Source organism: Pseudomonas sp. JBR1 (assembly GCF_028198185.1).
GTDB lineage: Bacteria > Pseudomonadota > Gammaproteobacteria > Pseudomonadales > Pseudomonadaceae > Chryseomonas > Chryseomonas oryzihabitans_E.
Genome location: NZ_CP116340.1, coordinates 345,204 through 368,466 on the forward strand (window position 1 = coordinate 345,204; position 23,263 = coordinate 368,466).

Consider the following 23,263-nt stretch of genomic DNA (forward strand, 5'->3'; position numbering starts at 1 on the left):
TGCAAGGCTGGACAGGGTCACACGCCAGTCAACGACAGGGCTGCGGGACCTTTTCGCGCACCTTATAGCGACAAAGCAGGGGCTGGTAAAAAAGATTTTTTCAATCGCTGAAGGGCTTTGGTGAGCCCTTTTTCAATCGTCCGAGGTTTTTGCCTTGTATTCGCAGAGGTCCTCGATGCGGCAACTGCCACAGCGAGGCTTGCGCGCCTGGCAGACGTAGCGGCCATGCAGGATGAGCCAGTGGTGGGCATCCAGCAGGTAATCCTTGGGCACCACCTTGAGCAACTTGAGCTCGACCTCCACCACGTTCTTGCCGGGGGCCAGGTTGGTCCTGTTGCTGACCCGGAAGATATGGGTATCCACCGCCATGGCGATCTGCCGGAAGGCGGTGTTGAGCACCACGTTGGCGGTCTTGCGACCGACCCCGGGCAGGGCTTCCAGGGCTTCGCGGGTCTGGGGTACCTCGCCGCCATGGTGCTCCAGCAGCAGCCGGCAGGTTTCGATGACGTTCTTGGCCTTGCCGTTGTAGAGGCCGATGGTCTTGATGTACTCCGACAGCCCTGCCACGCCCAGGTCAAGGATGGCCTGGGGCGTGTTGGCCACCGGATAGAGGCGCGCGGTGGCCTTGTTGACGCTGACGTCGGTGGCCTGGGCGGAAAGGATCACCGCGATCAGCAACTCGAAGGGCGAGGCATAGGCCAACTCCGTCTTGGGGTCGGGATTGTCCTCGTGCAGACGACGAAAGATTTCCAGGCGTTTGGCGGCGTTCATCGGGCGGTTCGCTCTTCGAGGGCGGCGAGATGAGAGGCGGCATGCTGCGCGGCGCTGCCCAGCGCTTCGAGTTGCTCGCGCTGTTCGGCGGTGGGCGTGGCCCCAAAGGCGCGTTCGGCCCTGGTCAGCTGGGCACGCGCCAGGGTAGCAGCGATCCGCGCCTGCCTGAGCGCAGCGGGGTCGGCGGACGGCTGCGCCAGGGCCGGCGCACTGGCGCTGGTGGGCCCCTGCTGCGCCCTGTCGAGGGCCGTCTGCGCCTGCTGGGCCGCTTCACGCAACTGCTGCACCTGGGTTTCCAACGCGGGCGTACCGTACTGGACCAATTGCCGTTCGGCCTTTTGCAGGGCGACACGCGCCATGGCGGCAGCGATCTTCAGCGGCTTGAGCGAGGATTCCGCCGTGGCGGGGGGCTCTGCAACCGTGGCGGTCGCCGGTGGCGCCTGACGGCGCTGGCGCTCGGCGTCCAGACGTTCGCGGTCCCGCTGCAGGCGTGCCTGGCGGGCGTCGAAGCGGCGCCGATAATACTGCGCGCGCTGGCGCTCCTCGGCGCGATCGACCGGCGCGGGTGCAGCCACCAGATCGATACAGTCCACGGGGCAGGGGGCCAGACAGAGTTCGCAACCGCTGCATTCGCTCTCGATCACCGTGTGCATCAGCTTGGCCGCGCCCAGGATGGCATCGGTGGGGCAGACCTGGATGCACTTGGTGCAGCCGATGCATTCGTCCTCGCGAATCACCGCACGCTGGCTGGGCGTGACCGGATAGGGTGAGTCCAGTGGCAGGGTCGGGCGCTGCAGCAGGGTCGAAAGCTCGACGATGGTGGCTGCGCCCCCGGGCGGGCACTTGTTGTGCGCCTCGCCCGCGGCGATGCCGGCGGCATAGGGCTGGCAGCCGGGATGGCCGCACTTGCCGCACTGGGTCTGGGGCAGCAGGGCGTCGATGGCGGTGATGAGGGTAGCGTGGGCGTTCATGAGCGAGGTCGGAGCTGGGGGAAGAACGGCGCCCTGGGGCGTCGTCTCTAATCACATCACCCGCTGGCCGGGCTTGGCGCCGCTGTCGGGGCTGAGCAGATGGATCTCGCTGCCGCCGGGGCCGGCGGCCAGGACCATGCCTTCGGAGACGCCGAATTTCATCTTGCGCGGCGCCAGGTTGGCGACGTACAGGGTCAGGCGACCTTCGAGCTGACTCGGCTCCGGGTAGGCGCTCTTGATGCCAGAGAAGACGTTGCGCTTGGCATCGCCGATGTCCAGGGTCAGGCGCAGGAGCTTGTCGGCGCCCTCGACGAATTCGGCTTTCTCGATCAGGGCGATGCGCAGGTCGACCTTGGAGAAGGTGTCGAAATCGATGGTCTCGGCCAGCGGGGCCTTGGTCAGTTCGCCATTGCCGGCGGGCTGGGCCGTGGCCTGGGCGGCTAGGTCTTCCTTGGAAGCGTCGATCATGGTCTGCACCTTGGCGGGTTCGATGCGGGTGAGCAGGGGCTGGAAGGCGTTGAGCTGATGATTGGCCAGGCGGGTGTCGAGGTCGGCCCAGGTCAGGGGGGCGACGTTGAGGAAGGCCTCGGCGGCGGCGGTCAGGTTGGGCAGTACCGGCTTGAGCAGGATCGCCAGCTGGCGGAACAGCTCGATGCCCTGGGCGCAGATCGCCTGGACTTCGTCGACCTTGCCGTCCTGCTTGGCCAGGCTCCAGGGCGCCTTGTCGGCGATCCAGGCGTTGGCGCGGTCGGCCAGGGCCATGATCTCGCGCATGGCACGGCCGAAGTCACGGGTCTCGTAGGCCTCGGCGATGCTGGGCGTGGCGGCGCGGAAGGCGGCTTCCAGCTCGGGGGCGGCCTGGGCGTCCACCAGCAGGCCGGCGTTGCCCTTGTGGATGAAGCCGGCGCAGCGGCTGGCGATGTTGACCACCTTGCCCACCAGGTCGGAATTGACCTTCTGCACGAAGTCCTCGAGGTTCAGGTCGATGTCCTCGACGTGGCGCGAGAGCTTGGCGGCGAAGTAGTAGCGCAGGTATTCGGGATTCAGGTGATCCAGGTAGGTGCGCGCCTTGATGAAGGTGCCGCGGGACTTGGACATCTTCTGGCCGTCGACGGTAAGGAAACCGTGGACGTTCAGCGCCGTCGGCTTGCGGTAGCCGGCGCCTTCGAGCATGGCCGGCCAGAACAGTGCATGGAAGTTGACGATGTCCTTGCCGATGAAGTGGTACAGCTCGGCCGCGCTGTCCTTGGCCCAGTAGGCGTCGAAGTCCAGGTCGTCGCGACGGTCGCAGAGATTCTTGAAGCTGGCCATGTAGCCGATGGGCGCGTCCAGCCAGACATAGAAGTACTTGCCCGGGGCATCGGGGATCTCGAAGCCGAAGTAGGGCGCATCGCGGGAGATGTCCCATTCCTGCAGGCCGGCGTCCAGCCATTCGGCGATCTTGTTGGCCACCGATTCCTGCAGGGCGCCGCTGCGGGTCCAGCCCTTGAGCATCTCGGCGAAGTCGGGAAGCTTGAAGAAGAAGTGCTCGGATTCGCGCAGCACCGGGGTCGCGCCGGAGATCGCCGACTTGGGATCCTTCAGTTCGGTGGGCGCGTAGGTGGCGCCGCACTTCTCGCAGTTGTCGCCGTACTGGTCGGCACTGCCACACTTGGGACAGGTGCCCTTGATGAAGCGGTCGGCCAGGAACATCTGCTTGTCCGGGTCGAAATACTGGGTGACCGGACGGGTGGCGATGTGGCCGTTCTCGCGCAGCTTCAGGTAGATGGCGCGTGACAGCTCGCGATTCTCTTCCGCATGGGTGGAGTGGAAGTTGTCGAAGGCCACGCCGAAATCGGCGAAGTCGGCGCTGTGCTCGCGCTTGACGTTGTCGATCAGCTGCTCGGGCGTGATGCCCTCGCGCTCGGCGCGCAGCATGATGGCCGAGCCGTGGGCGTCGTCGGCGCAGACATAGATGCACTGATTGCCGCGCAGCCGCTGGAAGCGGGCCCAGATGTCGGTCTGGATGTACTCGACCATGTGGCCGAGGTGGATGGAGCCGTTGGCGTAGGGCAGGGCGCTGGTGACGAGAATCTTGCGGGGCTCGGTCATGGTCTTGGCTGGATCGCGGCGCTGATAAGGTGACCGACCATCATAGCGAAATGGCCGGTCGGTTTCATCCGTGGGGATGGGCGTTAAAAAGCGCGAAGTCCTGCGCGCTAGCGCCAGACAAGGCGGAAATTGCCAAAGAAGCGCAGTTTACAACGGGTAAATGAGCATTCTGAGGCAGTTTCCTACGCCAGTCTGGCCGCCGCGCAGCAGACTTCGAGCATTCAGAGATCGGCCAGCTGCCAGTACAGGGCATTGACCATGGCCGCGCCCAGGGCGGCGCTGCGGGCACCGTTCCAGCCCACATCCGGACGGGGATCGTTGGCGTTGTCCTTGAAGGGCAATTCGAGGGTCAGGGCCAGGCAGCCATGGGTATGGCCGACATACTTGGTGGCGAGCTTGAGGGTCTCGCTGCCGAAGTGACCCCGGGGATAGCCGTACCGGGTCTGGAAGTCCGGGCTGGCACGCTGGAAGCGCTGCAGGAAGGCCTGTTGCTCGGCCTCTTCGCGCTCACCGAAGTTGGGCAGGCCATTGCAGCCGTCGACGAAGACATAGGGCAGGGCTTCGTCGCCGTGGATGTCGAGGAAGAGGTCGCAGCCGGTCGCGGCGATGGCGCGGCGCACCGCCAGGATCTCGGGGCTGCGCTCCTCGTCCGGCTCCAGCCATTCGCGGTTGAGGTTGGCGCCGGCCGCGTTGGTGCGCAGATTGCCCAGGGCCGAACCGTCGGGATTCATGTTGGGCACCACGTGCAACACGGCGTGTCCCAGCAGCTTGGCGCCGACCCGGTCGCCCTGGTTTTCGCCCAGGCCCAGCAGGCGGCGCAGCAGGCCTTCGACGAACCACTCGGCCATGGGCTCACCGGGGTGCTGGCGGGCGATGACCCAGATGTTCTTCTTGCCGGCGCCCGGCGTGCCGATGCGCAACAGGTCCAGTGACCGGCCCAACAGCGAGCGACCGACGGTTTCCAGACGGACGGCAGGATGGCGCTGCGCCTCACCGACGAAGGCCAGGTGGCGGCTCTCCGGATAGGGCTCGAAGTAGGCGAAGAACAGACTGTCGTGATCGGGGGTGACGTCCCAGCTCAGGGTCTTGCCGTCGTAGCGGGTGGGAATGCGGAACCACTCCTGGCCACAATAGCTCGCGGCTACGCCATAGTCGCGCCAGCCCTCGGGGTAGGCGCACTCGCCGGCATTGGCGAAGCTCAGCCGGCAGGGCAGGCCGCGGGCGCCCTCCAGGCGGAAGTGGAACCACTGGGTGAAAGGCGAGGCGGTATCGGGACGGATGCGCAGGCGGATGTCGGCGGGGTCGGCCAGGGACAGCACCTCGACGGCACCGCTGTCGAAGGTGGAACTGATGTGCAGGGAAGGCTGGTTCACGCAGGGCTCCACGGGCTGGGGGCAAGCCGGAAGTGTAGCGCCGTGCGGATAGGCTTTACCAAGGACAGTGGGTAGCATAGGCCGCAGCTTCTCTTTCCTATCCGTCGTTTCCGGGAGTCTGCATGACCGCTCCGACTCGCGAGGCCATCGAGGCCGCGCTGCGCCAGTATCACGATCCCTATCTCGAACAGGACCTGCTCAGCGCCGGCGCCCTGCGCGACCTCGCGCTGGACGGTGGCCGCGTACGGGCCCGCTTCGAGCTGGGCTATGCCGCCGGATTGTTCAAGGGCGGTCTGGCCCAGGTGCTCAAGACCGCGCTGGAGAACGTGCCCGGGGTCGAGACCGCCGAGGTCCAGATCGATTGCCAGATCGCCCCTCACGCGGCCCAGCCGCAGCTGGACGCCATGGGCAACGTCAAGAACATCATCGCCGTGGCTTCCGGCAAGGGCGGCGTGGGCAAGTCCACCACCGCCGCCAACCTGGCGCTGGCCTTGGCCCGCGAAGGCGCCCGGGTCGGCGTGCTGGACGCCGACATCTATGGCCCCAGCCAGGGGATCATGTTCGGCTTCGCCGAGGGCACCCGTCCCGAAGTGCGCGATGAAAAGTGGTTCATCCCGCTGCAGGCCCATGGCGTCGAGGTCATGTCCATGGCCTTCCTGACCAATGACAAGACCCCGGTGGCCTGGCGTGGCCCGATGGTCTCCGGCGCCCTGATCCAGCTGATCACCCAGACCGCCTGGAACGACCTCGACTACCTGGTGATCGACATGCCGCCCGGCACTGGCGATATCCAGCTGACCCTGGCGCAGAAGGTGCCGGTGGCCGGCGCGGTGATCGTCACCACGCCCCAGGATCTGGCCCTGCTGGATGCCAGGAAGGGCGTGGAAATGTTCCAGAAGGTCAACATCCCGGTGCTCGGGGTGGTGGAGAACATGGCCGTGCACATCTGCTCCAACTGCGGTCATGCCGAGCACCTGTTCGGCGAGGGCGGCGGCAGCAAGCTGGCCGAGCAGTACGGCGTGGATCTCCTGGCCTCCCTGCCGCTGGCCATGGCCATCCGCGAGCAGGCCGACGCCGGACGTCCCACCGCCATCGCCGATCCTGACAGCCAGATCGCGCTGATCTACCAGGAACTGGCACGCAAGGTCGGGGCCCGCATCGCCTTGGGCGGCCAGGCTGGGGGCGGCATGCCTACCATCACCGTCAGCGACGACTGATTTCGTCCGGTCGTCTTTGAGACCGCGCGGCTATCCACTAGAATGCGCGGTCAATTTTTTCACCCCCGGAGCAAGACCTGCCATGAGCATCAAATCGGACAAGTGGATTCGCCGCATGGCCCAGGAGCACGGCATGATCGAGCCCTTCGTCGAGCGCCAGATGCGCGGCGCGGACGACAGCCGGGTGATTTCCTACGGGGTGTCCAGCTACGGCTACGACGTGCGCTGCGCCAACGAATTCAAGGTCTTCACCAACATCCATTCGGCGGTGGTGGACCCGAAGAATTTCGACGACAAGAGCTTCGTCGACGTGGTCAGCGATGTCTGCATCATCCCGCCGAACTCCTTCGCCCTGGCGCGTACCGTGGAATACTTCCGTATCCCCCGTGACGTCCTGACCATCTGCCTGGGCAAGAGCACCTATGCCCGCTGCGGCATCATCGTCAACGTCACGCCGCTGGAACCCGAGTGGGAAGGCCACGTCACCCTGGAGTTTTCCAACACCACGACGCTGCCGGCCAAGATCTACGCCAACGAGGGCGTGGCCCAGATGCTGTTCCTGCAATCCGACGAGGCCTGCGAGGTTTCCTACAAGGATCGCGGTGGCAAGTACCAGGGCCAGCGCGGCGTGACCCTGCCGCGCGCCTGATCCGCGCGTCCGTCCTGGAAGCCGCCCTCGGGCGGCTTTCCTGTTTCCGGGACTCAAGAACTGGCGTCAGCCGCCGATAGCCTGTGACCTGACTTATCTTTGGAGTGGACTTTCCATGGCTGGCATTCTCGACACCGTCGATCAACGCACTCAGCTGGTTGGCGAGAACCGTCTGGAAATTCTCATGTTCCAGCTGTCCAGCCGGCAGATGTTCGCCATCAACGTGTTCAAGGTGCAGGAGGTGCTCAAGCTGCCGCGCCTGACCCAGATGCCCAAGCGCCACCCCATGATCTGCGGCGTCGTCCACCTGAGGGGTCAGACCCTGCCCGTGATCGATCTGGCCGCGGCCATCGGCATGCGACCGATCACGCCCGACGAAAACAGCACCATCATCGTCACCGAGTACAACCGCTCGGTGCAGGCCTTCCTGGTGGGTAGCGTCGACCGCATCATCAACCTCAACTGGGACAGCATCCAGGCTCCGCCAGGCGGCGCCGGACGCCAGCACTACCTGACCGCCATCACCCGCATCGAAGACCGGCTGGTGGAAGTGATCGACGTGGAAAAGGTGCTGGCGGAGATTGCCCCCTATAACGTCAAGGTCTCCCAGGAACGCCTCGCCGATCCGCTGCTGGCCAAGGCTCGCGGCCGTGAGGTGCTGCTGGTGGACGACTCCAGCACGGCCATCGGCCAGCTGCGCGACACCCTGGTGCAGCTGGATCTGAAATTCCACGTGGCCACCGATGGCCTGCAGGCCCTGCGCAAGCTCAAGGCCTGGGCCGACGAGGGCGTGGTGCTGACCGAGAAGCTGCTGATGGTGCTCACCGATGCCGAGATGCCGGAAATGGACGGCTACCGCCTGACCACCGAGATCCGCCAGGATCCGCGCCTCGCCGATCTCTATGTGGTGTTGCACACCTCGCTGTCGGGCAGCTTCAACGAAGCCATGGTGAAGAAGGTGGGCTGCAACGCCTTCCTCTCCAAGTTCCAGCCCGATCAACTGGTCGAGGAAGTGCGCCGGCGCCTGGCGCTGGCCGAGGAGTAATCCCCGCGGTTTCGCCGCTCCGGCGCCTCCCTTACACTGGCGGCCTTTGTCCGCCGCCAGGAAGCCGCGCCCATGTCGCACCTCAGTGCCCTCTATCGTTATCCCGTCAAGTCGACGGCCGTGGAATCCCTGGCGCAGGCCGAGGTGGATGCCCTGGGCCTGGTGGGTGATCGCCGCTGGATGGTGGTGGATGCCGACACCGGCCGCTTCCTGACCCTCCGCCAACTGGCGAAGATGAATCACATCGAGGCGCGCTGGCTGGCCGCTGACTGCCTGCGCCTGAGCGCGCCGGGCCAGGAGCCGATCGAGGTGACCGTCCCGGAGGCCACGGGCGAACGCCTGGGTGTCACCATCTGGCGCGACACCCTGCAGGCGCCGGTGGCCGCCGAGGCCGATGCCTGGTTGAGCGATTTCCTTGGGCGTCCTTGCCGCCTGGTGCACATCGCCGAGAGCCATGCTCGCCAGATCAACACCGATTTCGCCGAGCCCGGGCAGAAGGTGCATTTCGCCGACGGCTTTCCCTTGCTGCTGACCAGCGAGGCCTCCCTGGCCGACCTGGTGGCGCGAGTGGGTAAACCGCTGGAAATGCTGCGCTTCCGGCCGAATCTGGTGGTGGAAGGGACGCCGGCCTATGCCGAGGACGGCTGGAAGCGACTGCGCATCGGTGCGGTGGACTTCGCCGTGGCCTGTCCCTGCGCGCGTTGCATCGTCATCACCCAAGACCCAGTTACCGGCGAGAAAGACCCGGATCGGCAACCGCTGACCGCGCTGCGCGAATACCGCTTCAATGACAACCGCATGTTGTTCGGCATGAACGTCATCCCCCTGGGCCGTGGCGTCATCGAAGCCGGCATGCCGGTGGAGGTGCTGGAATGAGTCCCGTGCGGCGTGTGGCGCTGGTCAGTCCGGCAGGTGCGGTCAAGGAAGAGCTGGTCACGGCAGCGGTCGAGCAGTTGCAGGCCGCCGGTATCGAAGCGGTGCTGGGTGAGCAGGCGCTCAAGCGGCATCGCTATCTCGCCGGAACCGCCGAAGAGCGGGCAGCGGATCTGCATTGGGCGTTCAGCCAGGCAGACGTAGATGCAGTCTGGTGCCTGCGCGGCGGCTATGGCTCCGCCCAACTGCTGCCCTGGCTGGACTGGTCGCGGCTATCCAGCAGCAAGGGTCGGCCGCTGATCGGCTACTCCGATCTGACCGTACTGCTGGAAGCCTTTCACCGCCGTGGCCTCACCGCCATCCACGGTCCTGGCGCGCTGGACTGGGGGCGTCTTGACGAGGATCCTGAAGCCCAGGCCGCCCGTACCCGCTCGCTGGAGTCGGTGCTGGAGCTGTGCGCCGGTGCCCGTCCGGGCTGGCAGCTGGAGCGTCTCGCCGGTCCCGCCCAGGTGCCTGCGGGTGAGCTGATCGGCGGTAACCTCACCACCCTGGCCAGCGTGGTCGGCACGGCGGCGGCGCTGCGTCCCCATGATGGCGCCATCCTCATGCTGGAAGACGTCGGCGAGCCCTACTACCGGCTGGAGCGCAGCCTCTGCCAGCTGCTGGGCAACCTGACCGAACATCGCATCGGCGCCGTCTGCCTGGGCACCTTCACCGACTGCCCGCAGCGCAACGTCGAGCAGTCGCTGGAAGAGATTTTCGCCGAGTGGCTGGCACCGCGTGGCATCGCCCTCTATCGCGGCCTGCCCAGCGGCCATGGCCCGGAAAACCAGGCCTGGCCCTATGGTGCCCGCGTTCGTCTGGAAGCGGGTCGCCTGCAGGTCCTCTAGGGGAAGCGCGCCCTGGGCGGATCAGTCCGCCCAGGGTGAAGCCAGTTCCAACTTGCGCAGCATCTGGCGTTTCTTGCTGTTGTAGCCCTGCATCCGCACCAGCAGCTCATCCAGGGTGGCCACCGCCTTGAGGATGTGCGGGCCCTTGTTCAGCATCACGCATTCGGCGCGGACCCCGGTGGCGGCATCGGTGATCTCGGCACGGGAGGGCGAGCCTTTCTTGGCCAGGTTCTCCAGGACCTGGGTCGCCCAGATCACCGGCACATGGGCCGCCTCGCAGAGGCAGAGGATGTCTTCCTGCAGAGCCGCCAGGCGTTCGAAGCCACCTTCCACCGCCAGATCGCCCCGGGCGATCATGACGCCGAAGCCGCCGCGACGCATGCCTGCCAGCAGCAGCGCGGGGAGGTTGTCGAAGCCTCGGCGGGTCTCGATCTTCAGCACCACGCCCAGGTGATCGGCCTGCAGCCGCTCCAGTTCCGCGAGCAGCGCCCGGACATCGTCCGCGCTGTTCACGAAGGACATCTCGATGCCGTCGGCATGCTCGGCGGCAAAGGCCAGGGCGGCAAGGTCCTGGTCGCCCAGCGCTGACAGCCGCAGGGTGCTCTGGGGAAAGTTGATGCCCTTGTCGCCTTTGAGCTTGGCCCCACCCGGCGCGTGGGTGATGCGGACCTGCAGCGTGTCCAGGTCGGCGCGCTCGATTACGCCGCCGATCTTGCCGTCGTCGAACCAGACCGGTTCACCGCCGCGCACGTCGGCGAACACCTGCGGGAGGGTGCAGCCCAGGGTCGCCGGTGTCAGCAGGCGACCCGTGCTGTCATGGCTGGCAGGGCGCCCGGGCGTCTGGTCGGCGGTCAGGATCAACAGATCGTCTTCTTTCAGCCGCAGCACGCCCGGTTGCGGTGCGAAATCACCGATGTGGCTGTGCGTCTTGCGACCGCCATGCTCGACGGTCAGGCGCAGGCCGGGAGCGAGATAGGAGGTCTTGTGCACTTCCGCCCAGCAGCCCTTGGGTGACACCTCGACGACCTCCAGTCGTCGCTGTGCCTGGCGCGCATCCAGCAGGCGGATGCGCTCGCCGACCTGCAGCCCGCGCAACCAGCGCTCGCCGACCTGGATACTGGCCGCGGCGGCGGAGGGCGCTAGGCGGGGGTGGCGCCGGCTCGTCAGCCAGAGGCGCGCCGGATGCCGGACCCGGCCCTGGGTGTCGCGCTCGGGTTTCACCTTCTGCACGGCCAGGCCGGGAGCGATGGGGCCGGTGCGCAGCTTGGGCCCCGGCAGGTCCATGAATATCTTGCAGGGCTGGTCCACTTCCGTGCTGGCACGGCGCACATGTTCGATCATTCGTGTCCAGCTGGCCGGTTCGTCGTGGGCGCAATTGATGCGCGCGCAATCCATGCCCGCGGCCAGCAGGTCGCGTACCAGCGAATAGTTGTCTGCGGCCTCGCGGGGCAGGGTGACCATGATGCGCACCTCCCGCGTGCGGGACGCGGCGCCGAACAGGGTGCGGGCATGGCGAGCCAGGGGATGCTCCGTCCGGGGCACGGATGGTGCCGACGGAGCCTGCCCTAGCAATCGCTCCACCATGCCGACGAGGGTCGCTACGGCGGGAAGCACCTTGGCTTCGGAGCGGCCGAGGGAAGACAGCCCCAGGGCGGAAAGGCGCAGCTGCAATGCATGCAAATCCTGGTCGCGCAGCGCCAGGTAGGCCAGCAGGTTGCGGGCGCTGGCGCGATAGGCGGGATTGAGGGCCTGCTGGTCCAGGCGCGGGTCGGTGGCGGCTTGCTCCAGGGCGGTATGCAGTCGGCGCAGCTCGTCGAGCAGGCCTGTGAGATCGTGATCGGAAGTCCGGGCGCGTGAGGCGGAGCGGGGCGGCACGAGGATTCTCCAGTAGAGGCAGCCGGCGAGACACTCGCCGGGCGTTCCTGTCTCGGACCTGCGGCCGCAAGATAAGTGGAACGCCAAGTGTTGCCAGACATTAGCGGCAGATGGCCACTCATCGAGCAGGATCGCTGCGGTCGACCGTAGGGAGTCGGCGAGGATGCTGCTATGATGCGCGGCCTTGACGACCCCCGTTTTCAGGTACCCGCCATGGCGCAGATTTCCGAACGTCTCCTGGTCCAGGCCCATCTGGCCGCCAAGCAGCCCAAGGCGCTCGGGCCGGATGAGATCGCGGCCTACAAGACCGCCATTGCCCGCGAGCTCAAGGCGCAGAACGCGGTGCTCCTGGCCCATTACTACACCGATCCGCTGATCCAGGCCCTGGCCGAGGAAACCGGCGGCTGCGTCGCCGACTCCCTGGAAATGGCGCGCTTCGGCAATCGCCATCCGGCGTCCACCGTGGTGGTGGCTGGCGTGAAGTTCATGGGCGAGACGGCCAAGATCCTCAACCCGGAAAAACGGGTGCTGATGCCGACCCTGGAAGCCACCTGCTCGCTGGACCTGGGCTGCCCGGTGGAGGAGTTTTCGGCTTTCTGCGACCAGCATCCCGAGCGCACCGTGGTGGTCTACGCCAATACCTCCGCGGCCGTGAAGGCACGGGCGGACTGGGTAGTGACGTCCGGCTGCGCGCTGGACATCGTCGAGCACCTGATGGACAACGACGAGACCATCCTCTGGGCACCGGACAGACACCTGGGGCGCTATATCCAGCGTGAGACCGGTGCGGACATGCTGCTTTGGGAAGGCTCCTGCATCGTTCACGAGGAGTTCAAGGCCAGCCAGCTGGAGGACCTCAAGCGACTCTACCCGGAGGCAGCCATCCTGGTGCATCCGGAGTCGCCCGAGGCGGTGATCGAGCTGGCCGACCATGTCGGCTCCACCAGCCAGATGATCAAGGCCGCTCAGACGCTGCCCAATCGCCAGTTCATCGTCGCTACCGACCGCGGCATCTTCTACAAGATGCAGCAGGCCTGCCCGGACAAGGTCTTCATCGAGGCGCCCACCGCTGGCAACGGCGCGGCGTGCCGCAGTTGTGCCCACTGCCCCTGGATGGCGATGAACACCCTGGAGCGCACGCTCAACTGCCTGCTCGACGGCTCTGGCGAGGTACTGGTTGACCCGGCGCTCATCCCCAGGGCGGTCAAGCCGCTCAAGCGGATGCTCGACTTCACCCAGGCCATGCAGCTAAGGGTCAAGGGCAACGCCTAGCGCAGGATCTCTTCGCTCAGCTTGCGCTGGGCGATCATCTCCTGCTGGCGGGCGTCGATTCGCGCGGCCAGTTGATAGTTGCTGGCCGCGCGCTGTTTGGCGAAGCCCAGCTGCTGGATGGCCTGGTTGTAGTCGCCGGTGAGGGCGAAGTATTCGGCCCGCGCCTGATGCACCCCGACCAGATCGCCGGCCTGGCCCCGTACATCGGCCGCCTGATTCCACAGATCCGGGTCGATCGGGCGCTGCTTGAGCAGTTTGTCCAGTAGCTGACTGGCGGCCTTGGGCTGCTTGGTGCGAGTGAGCATGTCTACCTGCGCCAGGGCCACGGCCAGATCGTCCGGATAAAGCTCCATCAACCGCTGGACGCGCTTCTGGGCATCAGGCAGGCGATTGGCGGTGATGTCCAGATCGGCCTGGGCGAGGTTGTAGCTGATATCGTCCGGTGCCTTGCGCAGCAAGGGCGCGAGGGTATCGCGGGCCTCGTTGAGCTGGCCCTGGCGCGTCAGGCCCATGGCCAGGCCGTAGCGCGCGGGATCGTTGTCCGGTGCTTCCTGCAACTGCGCCCGATAGCGCTTGACCAGCAGGCCGGCGGTTTCCTCGAAATACATCTGGGCGCGGATCTTCATCAGCTGGAAGTGAGTGCTGTCCTCGACGCCACCCTTGGGAAGACGCTCGGCGCGCGCCTGGGTATCGGCGATTCGGCTCTCGGTGACCGGGTGGGTCAGCAGGAATTCCGGCGGGGTGCGGTCGTAGCGATACTGGCGGGCGAGGCGGCCGAACATCTCCGGCATGGCACGCGGGTCGTAGCCGGCGCGTTCCAGGTTGACTATGCCGACGCGGTCGGCCTCCTGTTCGTTGAGGCGCGAGAAGCGCAGCTGGCTCTGGATAGCCGCCGCCTGGGTCGAGGCGATAGCAGCGATGCCGGCGTCACCTCCGCCGGCCGCGGCCGCCACGATGCCGGCCAGCAGCGCCGCCATCAGCGGCAGCTGCATGCGTTGCTGATTCTCCACCCCACGGGCGAAATGGCGCTGGATCAGGTGGCCCAGTTCGTGAGCCATGACCGCCGCGTACTCCGCCTCGTTCTCGGCCTTGAGAAAGAGACCACCGTTCACCCCGATCACGCCACCGGGTGCGGCGAAGGCGTTGATCTCCGGGTCCTTGATCAGGATGAATGCCAGGCGGTGATCCTGCAGATCGCTGGTTTCCGCCAGGCGGTACACCGACCGCTCGACGAACTGCTTGAGCTGGGGGTCGTTGAGGCTGGGGACCTGGCCACGCAACATGCTCAGCCAGGCGCGGCCCATCTGAAACTCTTGCTCGGGCGAGACGATCGAAGAGCTGGCGTCGCCCAGCGAGGGCAGATCGTTCGCACCTTGCGCCAGGATAGGCGCGCAGAGCAGCGCCAGGGACAGCAGGGCGGGGCGCAAGACTTTCATGGCATGACTCGTGGCCGCAAAATGGCTACTTTAGCGGCCCACCGTCTGGGTGCCTAGCAAACGCGGGCCCTGTCGTATCCCGTAACGGAGAATTTCATGGCCGATCTGAGCCAACCCTATACCGGCGCCGTATCCGCCCAGCTCGACGCCAGCGGGCTGAGTTGCCCCATGCCGCTGCTCAAGGCCAAGCTGGAACTCAACCGGCTGTCTTCCGGCGATGTCCTCGCCGTGGTGGCGACGGATGCCGGCTCGCAACGCGACTTCCGGACCTTCGCCAAGCTCTCAGGCCATGCCTTGGTGGGTGAAGAGGTGGCGGGGGAGACCTTCCGCTACTGGCTGCGCAAGGCCTGATCAGGCCTCGTTCAGCGCCTGCGCGGCGGCCAGCACCTCGGCGACGTGGCCGGGGACCTTGACGCCGCGCCAGACCTGGCGCACCACGCCTTCCCGGTCGATGAGGAAGGTACTGCGATCCACGCCGATGTAGTCCTTGCCATAGAGCTTTTTCTGCCGCATCACGTCGAACAGCTGGCAGAGGGTCTCGTCCTTGTCACTGATCAGCTCGAAGGGAAAGCCCTGCTTGGCGCGGAAGTTCTCGTGGGTGCGCAGGCTGTCACGGGAGACGCCCAGTACCAGGGTATTGGCCGCCAGGAACTGCTCGTGCAAGTCGCGAAAGCCCTGGCCCTGGGTGGTGCAGCCGGGCGTGTTGTCCTTGGGGTAGAAGTACAGCACCGCCTGGCGGCCGCGCAGGCTCTCGGGTGAGACCTCGAGGCCGCTGGTGGCCTGAGCCTGGAACGCCGGAAGCGGTTGGTCGAGGGTCACGCTCATGGGCAGCTCCTTGCGGGTTTTGTCAGTTGCTCTGCGGCCGCCAGGGCTCGATCAGGGCATCCAGATTGAGGGCGTCGGCGAAATCCAGGAACTGGTCACGCAGCCAGCTGATCTGGGTGCCGGCCGGCAGCGTCACGGTGATGGTGGCATTGAGCATGGTGCCGCCGGTCTGGGGCGCCAGGTAGGAGTCGCAGACCAGATTTTCCACTTCGATCTTGTGGTCGGCAAAGAACTGGCACAGTTCGTTGAGGATGTCCGGGCGATAGGCGGCGCTGACATAGACGACGTATGGCAGGGCCTGCGGACGATTCTCCAGCGCGGCGCTGCGGGTGACGCCCACGGTAAAGCCATGGCGCTTGCCGAGGCCGGCGAGTCCGCCTTCGAGGCGCGCCAGACCATCCCAGTTGCCGGAGACCTGCAGGATCAACGCGCTGTATTCCCCGTGCCGGCTCAGGCGGCTGCTGACCACCGCGCAACGGTTTTCCATGCAGCTGCGGTAGAGCACGTTGGTCAGCTCCATGGGATTGGCGCCCAGCGCACTGATGACGAGAAATTGTTCGCGAATCGGGGGGGTAGCGGACATTGGGGTTCCTGGCAGGGGAGATACGACTGGGTTCTGCAAGAAAAGCGACTACGCTCGGTGATGCTTCGTGGAAAAAGGCGTCGGAATGCTCAGCTACCGCTCGTAAGCTCCATTTCCTCAGCTTTTTCCGTCTCGGCCGACCTGCGCTCGCCAACTTTTCCTGCAGAACCTGGCAAAGGCGAAAGGGTAGCGAAAAGCGCTCGCCGGGGGAATGCCCATTGGGGGCACGTTGCTTGTGCTGGCGCAGAGGCGTCAGTACCATTACCGCTCTCTTTTTCCGGCAGGAGCGGTTGCATGATTGCGGGGAGCATGGTGGCGCTGGTCACCCCTATGGACGCCCAGGGGCGTATCGACTGGGACAACCTGACCAAGCTGGTGGACTTCCATCTCGCCGAAGGCACCGACGCCATCGTCGCGGTGGGCACCTCGGGTGAATCCGCCACGGTCGACGTCGACGAGCACGTAGCCGTGATCCGTCATGTGGTCGAGCAGGTCAAGGGCCGCATCCCGGTCATTGCCGGCACCGGTGGCAACTCCACCCGTGAGGCCATCGACCTCACCCGCGCCGCCAAGGACGCGGGCGCCGATGCCTGCCTGCTGGTCGTGCCCTATTACAACAAGCCGACCCAGGAAGGGCTGTATCAGCACTTCCGCATGATCGCCGAAACCGTCGCCATCCCGCAGATTCTCTACAACGTGCCGGGCCGTACCGCCTGCGACATGTTGGCCGAGACCGTCGAGCGGCTGGCCAAGGTGCCGAACATCATCGGCATCAAGGAAGCCACCGGCGATCTGGCCCGGGCCCGTGATATCCTGTCGCGCGTCAGCAAGGACTTCCTGGTCTACTCGGGCGATGACGCTACCGCGGCTGAACTCATGCTGCTGGGCGGCAAGGGCAACATCTCGGTCACGGCCAACGTCGCGCCCAAGGCGATGAGCGAGCTCTGCGCCGCCGCCATGAACGGCGACGCCGACACCGCACGCGCGTTGAACGAAAAGCTCATGCCGCTGCACAAGAATCTGTTCATCGAATCGAATCCGATCCCGGTGAAGTGGGCCCTTCACGAAATGGGCATGATCGACGCCGGTATCCGCCTGCCCCTGACCTGGCTCAGCTCGCGCTGCCACGAAGTGGTACGTCAGGCCCTGCGTCAGGCGGGAGTGCTGGCGTGATTAGGAAGCAGTCGATGAAACGTGTCCTGGGTTTGACGACATTAGGCCTCGCCGTGGCCACCGCCAGTGGCTGTAGCTGGGTGTGGGGCGAGCACGGTTATTTCCGTGATCGCGGCAATGACTACCTCGAGTCCCGCGAGACCGGCCCCATGCAGGTGCCGACCGATGTCCAGGCCAAGCCGCTCGACCCGCTGCTGCCGATCCCGGCCAACGTGGCCGATACCCAGAACCGCTCCTATGGCTTCGAGGTACCTCGGCCCCAGGCGCTGGCCGTTCAAGGCAGCGGCAGCGAGCAGTTCAGCGTCCAGCGCAGCGGCAATGCCCGCTGGCTGGCTGCCCAGAAGGTCCCGGCCAACGTCTGGCCAGTGGCTCGTCAGTACCTGACCGACAACGGCTTCCGCATCGCCGAAGAGCGTCCGCAGACCGGTGAACTCATCACCGCCTGGCAGTCGCCTACCGAGCTGTCGACGCCGCTGGCCCGCAGTCTGAGCACCAACGGCCGCCTGCAGCCGGGCAACGAGCTGCGTACCCGCCTGCGCATCGAGCCAGGCGTGCAATCCGGCAGCAGCGAAATCTTCCTGCAGACCCAGACCCGCAGTCAGGGCAGCTCCAGCGAGCCGTCCTGGTCCAGCAGCCAGAACAGCTCGGCGCTCGATGACGCCCTGCTGAATCAGGTGCTGGCCGGCCTGGACCGCAGCGAGGAGGGCAGTGGCTCGGTCTCGCTGCTGGCCACGGGTAGCTACGATACTCCCGAGCGCGTGACCTACGAGGTCGACGGCAGTGGCGTGCCCATGCTGGTGCTGGAGAGCGATCTGAATCGCGCCTGGTCTAGCATCGGTCGTGCCATCGAAGGCGCCGATATCCGTGTCGACGACATGGATCGCAGCCTGGGCGTGTACTACGTGAACCTCGCCGAAGGCGCGCAGAAACCCGAAGAGCGCAAGCCAGGGTTCTTTGGCCGCCTGTTCGGCAAGGGCGAAAGCAAGGAAGAGGAAGACGCTCGGGCACGACGCTTCCAGGTGCGCCTCACCTCGGTGGGCAACACCGTTCAGGTTACCCTGGACAAGACCATCAACACCGCAGCACCCCAGGACATCGCCGAAGGCGTGCTGAAAAAGCTTCAGACGAGCATGCAGTATGCGCTTCGCAATCCTGGGCAGCGGCAGTCGGGGCAACTCGACCCTGGTGCACAGCCATAACAGCTATGTCCTGATCGACTGCGGCTTCTCCCTGCGGGAAGCCGAGCGTCGCCTGGCCCGGCTGGGCGTGGTACCTGCCCAGCTGGACGCCGTCTTGGTCACCCACGAACACTCCGATCACGTGCAGGGCGTCGAGCTCCTGGCGCGCAAGCACGGGGTGCCGGTCTATTACAGCGCCGGTACCGGGCGCGGCCTGCGCAAGCCGGTGGCGGCCCAGGGGCTGCTGGTGGACGGCGAGCGGCTGGTGCTGGATGCACTGGAGGTGACGGTGGTGCAGGTCTCCCACGATGCCCTGGAGCCGACGCAATTCGTCTTCGACGATGGCCGCAAGCGCCTGGGCGTGCTCACTGATCTCGGTGAGGCGACGCCTGGTGTGCTGACCCATTACCGCGGCCTCGATGCCCTGGTGATCGAGGCCAACCATGACAGCAATATGCTTGCCTCAGGGCCCTATCCCTATCACCTCAAGGCGCGGGTTGGCGGGGTGCGCGGGCATCTCAACAACCGCCAGTCGGCCGATCTGGTGGTGGAGCTGGCCTGCCCAGGCCTGCAGCATCTGGTACTCGCCCATCTGAGCGAAAAGAACAACAACCCCTGGCTCGCTCGCGCCTGCTTCACCAATGTGCTCGGTTGCGATGCGGACTGGCTGCAGATCGCCGATCAGCAGCAGGGGCTGGAATGGCAGGCCATCGCCTAGGGCGCTGGCCGAGCTTTCTTTAACAGCCGGGCGCTGCCGCACGGCCAAAATACCCACGATCCTATGTAAACTGCGCTTCCCGGCTGTACTCGTCCCGAACCGGTCGTCTCACCTGCGTTCGTCCACAGCCTGCAAGCCATTCGAACCGGAGTCCAAGATGGAAAAACGCGCAGAACTCTACCGTGGCAAGGCCAAGTCGGTATTCACCACCGACGATCCCGATCGCCTGGTCCTGTTGTTCCGCAACGACACCTCTGCCTTCGATGGCGAGCGTATCGAGCAACTCGAGCGCAAGGGCATGGTGAACAACAAGTTCAATGCCTTCGTGATGCAGAAGCTCGAAGCCGCCGGTATTCCCACCCAGTTCGAACAGCTGCTGGGCGACAACGAGTGCCTGGTCAAGAAGCTCGAGATGATTCCGGTGGAATGCGTGGTCCGCAACTTCGCTGCCGGCAGTCTGGTCCGCCGCCTGGGTGTGGAGGAGGGCCTGGAGCTGACTCCGCCGACCTTCGAACTCTTCCTGAAGAACGATGCGCTACACGACCCCATGGTCAACGAAAGCCATGTCCAGGCCTTTGGCTGGGCCACTCTCGACCAACTGGCCGAGATGAAGGCGCTGACCTTCCGCATCAACGATATCCTCAAGCAGCTGTTCGACGACGCTGGCCTGCTGCTGGTGGACTTCAAGCTCGAATTCGGCCTGTTCCATGGCAAGGTCGTGCTGGGCGACGAATTCAGCCCGGACGGCAGCCGTCTCTGGGACAAGGAAACCCGCAAGAAGATGGACAAGGACCGCTTCCGCCAGGGTCTGGGTGGTGTGATCGAGGCCTACGAAGAGGTCGCCCAGCGCCTGGGCGTCCCGCTCTAAACGCAAGCCGCTGATACCAGAGCTTTTTTTGCAATTGCTTGTTCGCTTTTGCCCGCATGGCTGGTATCATGCGCCGCGTTGGAGAGATGCCGGAGTGGTCGAACGGGACGGATTCGAAATCCGTTGAGTCAGCAATGGCTCCTAGGGTTCAAATCCCTATCTCTCCGCCATAATGTCTCCAAAAAGCCCCGCTATGCGGGGCTTTTTGGTTTCCAGCCTTAGCTGGTCCCCCATTCAATCCCCCACCGCAATTGTGCGTCTCGCCATGAAGCTATGTGACTACCTATCAACGCACGATTAGTAGGAATCATTGGTTTCAAAGACATCATACGCGCTGCCATCGCAAGCATGCATGCCTTACGCTCACTGATTTGCAGGCCGAGATGGGCTAGGTGTGTAAACCCAGTACGTTGTTCAGTGGCAAGGGAGCCTGATTGATTGGCGGTTTGTAGCTGAGGCTGGAGTGCGGCCTGTACCAGTTTTAGTGACGCAGCCGCGCGGCTAGGTGCGTGGCTTGCTGCTAGGAGCTGTCATGGCAGCGTACATAGGCCCACTCACGAAGGCTCGTCTGGATGAAGCGCTCGGCCTTGCCGTTCGTACGCGGCCTACATGGTTAGTTCCTACCATATGCATCCTTAGTTCTTTTTATGCCAGAGCACCATCTGCCGTCCTTGGCCGTCGGCAGCTTAGCAGCCTAGGGCGCTCGTGGATGCTGGCCCGTATGGCAGCAGCCAATGTGGAGATCTCTAGAAAGACAGCCTTCAGCACGCTCGTATCAGGCTGAGGTCTCGGTTCGACGGACGCATCAGGGATTTTCGATGGGAGCCGTGTCTGGCGCTAGCGCGTCAAGACTCACGATTTGCTTTTAGATCGGATTCTCTGGGATTACGAAAAAAATTACTTTTTCGCTGTAAACCTATTTGTCATGCGGGGGTAGCTTTAGAGTCGTGCCATCTCGATCTAGAAAGAGCATGCACACAATGAGCACACCACCTGCAGTCCAGCCGAGAATCCTGCGACTCAAGCAGCTGATCGAGCGTATTGGCCTCGCGCGGTCAACGATTTATGAGCGTATGGATGCTCGGTCACCCAGATATGACGCGACATTTCCCAAGCCTATAAAGTTAGGTGTTTCGGCCATTGGATGGGTCGAAGCCGATATTACTGCTTGGATTGAGCTTCGCATGATTGAAAAATAGCGAGTAGTTAAATCAAGTTATAGGATTTGCGCATGTTTTGTGCTGTCTTATTTAACTAACTCCGTATATGAAACTTAATCCCATGCCTGTTCGGATGGCGCATCAATTCACACTTTCGGTCGGTTATTTCGCCCTAAATAAATTTGGTTCTTATGTTATCTTTCTGATCTTTCTGCCTGAGCATGCCTAATTGATAGCGATCTTATACTTATTTCGATTTTTGGTTTTTAATTTATAGGTTGATCTGCTGCCTTTTAGGTCTAAGAGGATTTTGGATAGGTTGGGGTGTCCCGTCGATTTGTATGGGTCTAAATTCTATTGCCAATTCATAGAGAGCTTTGGAGGATTTATGACGTATGGTGATGAAAGGCGATACATGGCTTTGGTTAGTAAGTCGAAAGTTCAGATGGAGGGTTTGGGTGAAGTGGGGGCTATAGATGTAGGGTTAATCAATAGCTTTAAGAGGGTGTCGAATCTTGTCAAGGCCCTAGTAAGCTCTGAAGGTGATGCCTTTCAAGTCAAAATTTTGGAAGGGACGAAAAATGCGCGGCTTGTAGCAATAAAGCCGGGAAGACTGTTGCTTGAAATACTTAAAGTTCCGATTCCTAATGATAGTAAATTCAACTCACTCTACGCAGTCGAGCCGTATGTGGAAATGGCAGTGAAGCGGATCATGGATTTTGATCTATGCCAGCTACGTTTAACACTTTTCCACGTCCGTCTGATTGAGGAGGTTCAGAGGCGCAATGATCACTTTAATAAGTGTGTTGAAATGATACGTGAAGAGGCTAGATCAAAGGCTTTCAAGGCCAAGGTTAACAGCTACCAACGTTCAAGCAATAAAAATTACAAGGAGCTGGTTGGGTATATAGATGCACTATTCGTGCGTTATTCTAGACTGCTGGTGGTTAGACTAGATCTGTCGTACTCCAGGGAGAACTGCGACGTGACGCAGGCAGACGCTGCAAGGGATCGAAAGCGTCTCTTTGAGAATGCTAGGTCGAATAACTTGTTTGCTAATATGGTAGGGTGGATATGGAAACTTGAACACGGGCCGAAGAAGGGATTTCATTATCATATGCTGTTTTTCTTTGACGGCTCCAAGGTCCGACGGGATATCGGAATTGCTTGGTTGATCGGGCAATATTGGGTTGATGTGGTCACGAAGGGGCGGGGTCTTTACTACAACTGCAATCGTAATTGCTTCTACTATAAAAGTTGTGGGGTTGGCATGGTTAGTCATTCAGATGCGCAGGCACGCCAGGGACTACGGAACGCTGCGCTTTACTTAACTAAGACAGATTTATTCATGAGGCTAAGGGCTGAAGGTCGTTGTATAGGAAAAATGAATCGGCCTGCAAACAAAGATCCGAGAGGGCGGCCTCGCGCTTTGAGTTGCTTAGTGGGTGATTGCGAGATGTTTTCTGAACCTGTTTAGTTGCTCAGAGGGCGGCAATAATTTCGAGCTAACATTAATCCGATGTTTCAGGATTATTTTTGCTGGCGAGCCAAGCTTCGGCCACAATTGGATAATCTTTTGTCCAGCTCTTTAGTCGTGTCTTTATGTTGCTACCTGTGACTCCAGAAATGCGATTATCCTCGATGTATTTTTGTAAAGGCTTTTCGAGTTTAGAAGCTGCGCTTTCAAGCGTCATCCAGCCAGTTTTAGGTTTCATTTCGATTAATAACCGTGCTGCTTCCTTTCTCGCAGGTTCGATATTCATGTTACGTCCTTGGGCATTTTTTTTGTTTTGGGGAGAGAGCTTTTGGGTCTTGAGTTTATTTTGGATTGCTATGGACTCTTCTATTATTCCGCCAATCATCAAGCTGGCCTGATTGTTGAAGGCCCATGCCTGATCGCGTAATTTTTTTTCCTCGGCCATGCTAGCTAACTCGATATAGAGGCAAGCAAACCTAACGCGTATCAATAACTTGGTGATTGATTCATTCGGATTGTTCGTTTCATCATTATGTGCAAGTGCTTCATTTTTCCAGCGTTCTTCGAGATTGGCCTGCAGGGCTGGCTCAGAAGTTACAAAACGAATGTCCTTTATGATTTTTTTGTAGTTGCTTAAGCTTGATAGTGGTTCGAAAAAGTGTTCTTGCAGTAGAGAATGGTTCCTGGCAATAGCAGTGGCGACTGACGCGCCGCCAATTTTCTCGTTCATAAGCACGACTGATTGCACGGGGGAAAATAGTGGCGGCTTAGTGTCTGTCATTGCTTGATAGGTCATGAGCTGTCTTGAACTACTCGAG

The 23,263-nt window shown here is 62.9% G+C and carries 21 protein-coding genes, 1 tRNA gene and 2 pseudogenes; 14 read left to right on the forward strand and 10 right to left on the reverse strand.

Annotated elements, in window-relative coordinates:
* Positions 1–132 precede the first annotated feature (132 nt).
* The 4 genes and pseudogenes from nth to PJ259_RS01730 all read right to left on the reverse strand — a co-directional run bounded on the left by nth (position 133) and on the right by PJ259_RS01730 (position 5,206).
* Positions 133–771, reverse strand: a complete 639-nt coding sequence (gene nth, locus PJ259_RS01715; protein WP_271654480.1) for an endonuclease III — start codon at positions 769–771, stop codon at positions 133–135.
* A pseudogene (locus PJ259_RS01720) lies at positions 768–1,763 on the reverse strand (RnfABCDGE type electron transport complex subunit B); the annotation flags it as partial. The pseudogene PJ259_RS01720 and the gene nth, both read right to left, overlap by 4 nt.
* Before the next feature lie 30 nt (positions 1,764–1,793).
* A complete protein-coding gene (gene metG / locus PJ259_RS01725; protein ID WP_271654481.1) occupies positions 1,794–3,833 on the reverse strand; it encodes a methionine--tRNA ligase in 2,040 nt (679 codons plus the stop codon).
* Between the two features lie 221 nt (positions 3,834–4,054).
* Complete coding sequence (locus PJ259_RS01730) at positions 4,055–5,206, reverse strand: M14 family metallopeptidase (RefSeq protein WP_271654482.1); 1,152 nt, start codon at positions 5,204–5,206, stop codon at positions 4,055–4,057.
* A 122-nt stretch (positions 5,207–5,328) separates the two neighbouring features.
* On the opposite strand from PJ259_RS01730, the gene apbC reads away from it, so the two are divergent.
* The 5 genes from apbC to PJ259_RS01755 all read left to right on the forward strand — a co-directional run bounded on the left by apbC (position 5,329) and on the right by PJ259_RS01755 (position 9,880).
* Complete coding sequence (apbC, locus tag PJ259_RS01735; RefSeq protein ID WP_059314426.1) at positions 5,329–6,423, forward strand: iron-sulfur cluster carrier protein ApbC; 1,095 nt, start codon at positions 5,329–5,331, stop codon at positions 6,421–6,423.
* Between the two features lie 82 nt (positions 6,424–6,505).
* Positions 6,506–7,072, forward strand: a complete 567-nt coding sequence (gene dcd / locus PJ259_RS01740) for a dCTP deaminase (RefSeq protein ID WP_007162761.1) — start codon at positions 6,506–6,508, stop codon at positions 7,070–7,072.
* A 115-nt stretch (positions 7,073–7,187) separates the two neighbouring features.
* Entirely contained in the window at positions 7,188–8,117 is a 930-nt protein-coding gene (locus PJ259_RS01745) for a chemotaxis protein CheV (RefSeq protein WP_017640322.1), read from the forward strand.
* 72 nt (positions 8,118–8,189) lie between these two features.
* Complete coding sequence (locus tag PJ259_RS01750) at positions 8,190–8,993, forward strand: MOSC domain-containing protein (protein WP_059314427.1); 804 nt, start codon at positions 8,190–8,192, stop codon at positions 8,991–8,993.
* On the forward strand, positions 8,990–9,880 hold the full coding sequence (locus PJ259_RS01755; protein ID WP_271654483.1) for a S66 peptidase family protein: 891 nt from the start codon (positions 8,990–8,992) through the stop codon (positions 9,878–9,880). The genes PJ259_RS01750 and PJ259_RS01755 overlap by 4 nt, the downstream gene beginning before the upstream one ends.
* A gap of 21 nt (positions 9,881–9,901) precedes the next feature.
* Here the strand turns inward: PJ259_RS01755 and PJ259_RS01760 are convergent, their stop codons facing one another.
* A complete protein-coding gene (locus tag PJ259_RS01760; protein ID WP_271654484.1) occupies positions 9,902–11,755 on the reverse strand; it encodes a pyruvate kinase in 1,854 nt (617 codons plus the stop codon).
* Positions 11,756–11,968: 213 nt separating this feature from the next.
* On the opposite strand from PJ259_RS01760, the gene nadA reads away from it, so the two are divergent.
* Positions 11,969–13,027, forward strand: a complete 1,059-nt coding sequence (gene nadA, locus PJ259_RS01765) for a quinolinate synthase NadA (protein WP_059316854.1) — start codon at positions 11,969–11,971, stop codon at positions 13,025–13,027.
* Here the strand turns inward: nadA and PJ259_RS01770 are convergent.
* Positions 13,024–14,463: a M48 family metalloprotease gene (locus tag PJ259_RS01770; protein ID WP_271654485.1), complete on the reverse strand. Its 1,440-nt coding sequence runs from the start codon at positions 14,461–14,463 to the stop codon at positions 13,024–13,026. The genes nadA and PJ259_RS01770 overlap by 4 nt on opposite strands.
* A gap of 96 nt (positions 14,464–14,559) precedes the next feature.
* On the opposite strand from PJ259_RS01770, the gene PJ259_RS01775 reads away from it, so the two are divergent.
* Entirely contained in the window at positions 14,560–14,814 is a 255-nt protein-coding gene (locus PJ259_RS01775; protein WP_059314431.1) for a sulfurtransferase TusA family protein, read from the forward strand.
* Here the strand turns inward: PJ259_RS01775 and PJ259_RS01780 are convergent, their stop codons facing one another.
* Both PJ259_RS01780 and PJ259_RS01785 read right to left on the reverse strand, forming a co-directional pair.
* Positions 14,815–15,288 carry a peroxiredoxin gene (locus PJ259_RS01780; protein ID WP_059314432.1) on the reverse strand — a complete coding sequence of 158 codons (474 nt, stop codon included), beginning with the start codon at positions 15,286–15,288 and terminating at the stop codon, positions 14,815–14,817.
* Positions 15,289–15,310: 22 nt separating this feature from the next.
* Positions 15,311–15,871 (reverse strand): glycine cleavage system protein R, encoded by a 561-nt coding sequence (locus tag PJ259_RS01785; protein WP_059314433.1) that lies wholly within the window; start codon positions 15,869–15,871, stop codon positions 15,311–15,313.
* 294 nt (positions 15,872–16,165) lie between these two features.
* Between PJ259_RS01785 and dapA the strand changes: the two genes are divergently transcribed.
* From dapA to PJ259_RS01810, 5 genes are all read left to right on the forward strand, one after another.
* Complete coding sequence (dapA, locus tag PJ259_RS01790) at positions 16,166–17,044, forward strand: 4-hydroxy-tetrahydrodipicolinate synthase (RefSeq protein ID WP_271654486.1); 879 nt, start codon at positions 16,166–16,168, stop codon at positions 17,042–17,044.
* A gap of 14 nt (positions 17,045–17,058) precedes the next feature.
* Positions 17,059–18,243, forward strand: a complete 1,185-nt coding sequence (gene bamC / locus PJ259_RS01795; protein ID WP_059314435.1) for an outer membrane protein assembly factor BamC — start codon at positions 17,059–17,061, stop codon at positions 18,241–18,243.
* Positions 18,182–18,940, forward strand: a complete 759-nt coding sequence (locus PJ259_RS01800; RefSeq protein ID WP_059314436.1) for an MBL fold metallo-hydrolase — start codon at positions 18,182–18,184, stop codon at positions 18,938–18,940. The genes bamC and PJ259_RS01800 overlap by 62 nt, the downstream gene beginning before the upstream one ends.
* A gap of 157 nt (positions 18,941–19,097) precedes the next feature.
* Positions 19,098–19,808 carry a phosphoribosylaminoimidazolesuccinocarboxamide synthase gene (gene purC / locus PJ259_RS01805; RefSeq protein ID WP_007162774.1) on the forward strand — a complete coding sequence of 237 codons (711 nt, stop codon included), beginning with the start codon at positions 19,098–19,100 and terminating at the stop codon, positions 19,806–19,808.
* 80 nt (positions 19,809–19,888) lie between these two features.
* Positions 19,889–19,978: transfer RNA gene (locus PJ259_RS01810), tRNA-Ser, on the forward strand.
* Positions 19,979–20,196: 218 nt separating this feature from the next.
* On the opposite strand, the pseudogene PJ259_RS01815 reads toward PJ259_RS01810, so the two are convergent.
* Positions 20,197–20,421: pseudogene (locus PJ259_RS01815) on the reverse strand (integrase core domain-containing protein); the annotation flags it as partial.
* A 367-nt stretch (positions 20,422–20,788) separates the two neighbouring features.
* Between PJ259_RS01815 and PJ259_RS01820 the strand changes: the two are divergent.
* On the forward strand, positions 20,789–21,007 hold the full coding sequence (locus tag PJ259_RS01820) for a helix-turn-helix transcriptional regulator (protein ID WP_333909675.1): 219 nt from the start codon (positions 20,789–20,791) through the stop codon (positions 21,005–21,007).
* A gap of 349 nt (positions 21,008–21,356) precedes the next feature.
* On the forward strand, positions 21,357–22,445 hold the full coding sequence (locus PJ259_RS01825) for a YagK/YfjJ domain-containing protein (protein ID WP_271654488.1): 1,089 nt from the start codon (positions 21,357–21,359) through the stop codon (positions 22,443–22,445).
* A gap of 34 nt (positions 22,446–22,479) precedes the next feature.
* Here PJ259_RS01825 and PJ259_RS01830 read toward each other — a convergent pair whose 3' ends face one another.
* A complete protein-coding gene (locus PJ259_RS01830) occupies positions 22,480–23,241 on the reverse strand; it encodes a hypothetical protein (protein WP_271654489.1) in 762 nt (253 codons plus the stop codon).
* Between the last annotated feature and the right edge of the window lie 22 nt (positions 23,242–23,263).

Bases quoted from the DNA above. Each gene is read 5' to 3' on its own strand.
- nth (WP_271654480.1), bottom strand. From the start codon at position 771: ATGAACGCCGCCAAACGCCTGGAAATCTTTCGTCGTCTGCACGAGGAC.
- metG (WP_271654481.1), bottom strand. From the start codon at position 3,833: ATGACCGAGCCCCGCAAGATTCTCGTCACCAGCGCCCTGCCCTACGCC.
- apbC (WP_059314426.1), top strand. From the start codon at position 5,329: ATGACCGCTCCGACTCGCGAGGCCATCGAGGCCGCGCTGCGCCAGTAT.
- dcd (WP_007162761.1), top strand. From the start codon at position 6,506: ATGAGCATCAAATCGGACAAGTGGATTCGCCGCATGGCCCAGGAGCAC.
- PJ259_RS01745 (WP_017640322.1), top strand. From the start codon at position 7,188: ATGGCTGGCATTCTCGACACCGTCGATCAACGCACTCAGCTGGTTGGC.
- PJ259_RS01750 (WP_059314427.1), top strand. From the start codon at position 8,190: ATGTCGCACCTCAGTGCCCTCTATCGTTATCCCGTCAAGTCGACGGCC.
- PJ259_RS01755 (WP_271654483.1), top strand. From the start codon at position 8,990: ATGAGTCCCGTGCGGCGTGTGGCGCTGGTCAGTCCGGCAGGTGCGGTC.
- nadA (WP_059316854.1), top strand. From the start codon at position 11,969: ATGGCGCAGATTTCCGAACGTCTCCTGGTCCAGGCCCATCTGGCCGCC.
- PJ259_RS01770 (WP_271654485.1), bottom strand. From the start codon at position 14,463: ATGAAAGTCTTGCGCCCCGCCCTGCTGTCCCTGGCGCTGCTCTGCGCG.
- PJ259_RS01775 (WP_059314431.1), top strand. From the start codon at position 14,560: ATGGCCGATCTGAGCCAACCCTATACCGGCGCCGTATCCGCCCAGCTC.
- PJ259_RS01780 (WP_059314432.1), bottom strand. From the start codon at position 15,288: ATGAGCGTGACCCTCGACCAACCGCTTCCGGCGTTCCAGGCTCAGGCC.
- PJ259_RS01785 (WP_059314433.1), bottom strand. From the start codon at position 15,871: ATGTCCGCTACCCCCCCGATTCGCGAACAATTTCTCGTCATCAGTGCG.
- dapA (WP_271654486.1), top strand. From the start codon at position 16,166: ATGATTGCGGGGAGCATGGTGGCGCTGGTCACCCCTATGGACGCCCAG.
- bamC (WP_059314435.1), top strand. From the start codon at position 17,059: ATGAAACGTGTCCTGGGTTTGACGACATTAGGCCTCGCCGTGGCCACC.
- PJ259_RS01800 (WP_059314436.1), top strand. From the start codon at position 18,182: ATGCGCTTCGCAATCCTGGGCAGCGGCAGTCGGGGCAACTCGACCCTG.
- purC (WP_007162774.1), top strand. From the start codon at position 19,098: ATGGAAAAACGCGCAGAACTCTACCGTGGCAAGGCCAAGTCGGTATTC.
- PJ259_RS01820 (WP_333909675.1), top strand. From the start codon at position 20,789: ATGAGCACACCACCTGCAGTCCAGCCGAGAATCCTGCGACTCAAGCAG.
- PJ259_RS01825 (WP_271654488.1), top strand. From the start codon at position 21,357: ATGACGTATGGTGATGAAAGGCGATACATGGCTTTGGTTAGTAAGTCG.
- PJ259_RS01830 (WP_271654489.1), bottom strand. From the start codon at position 23,241: ATGACCTATCAAGCAATGACAGACACTAAGCCGCCACTATTTTCCCCC.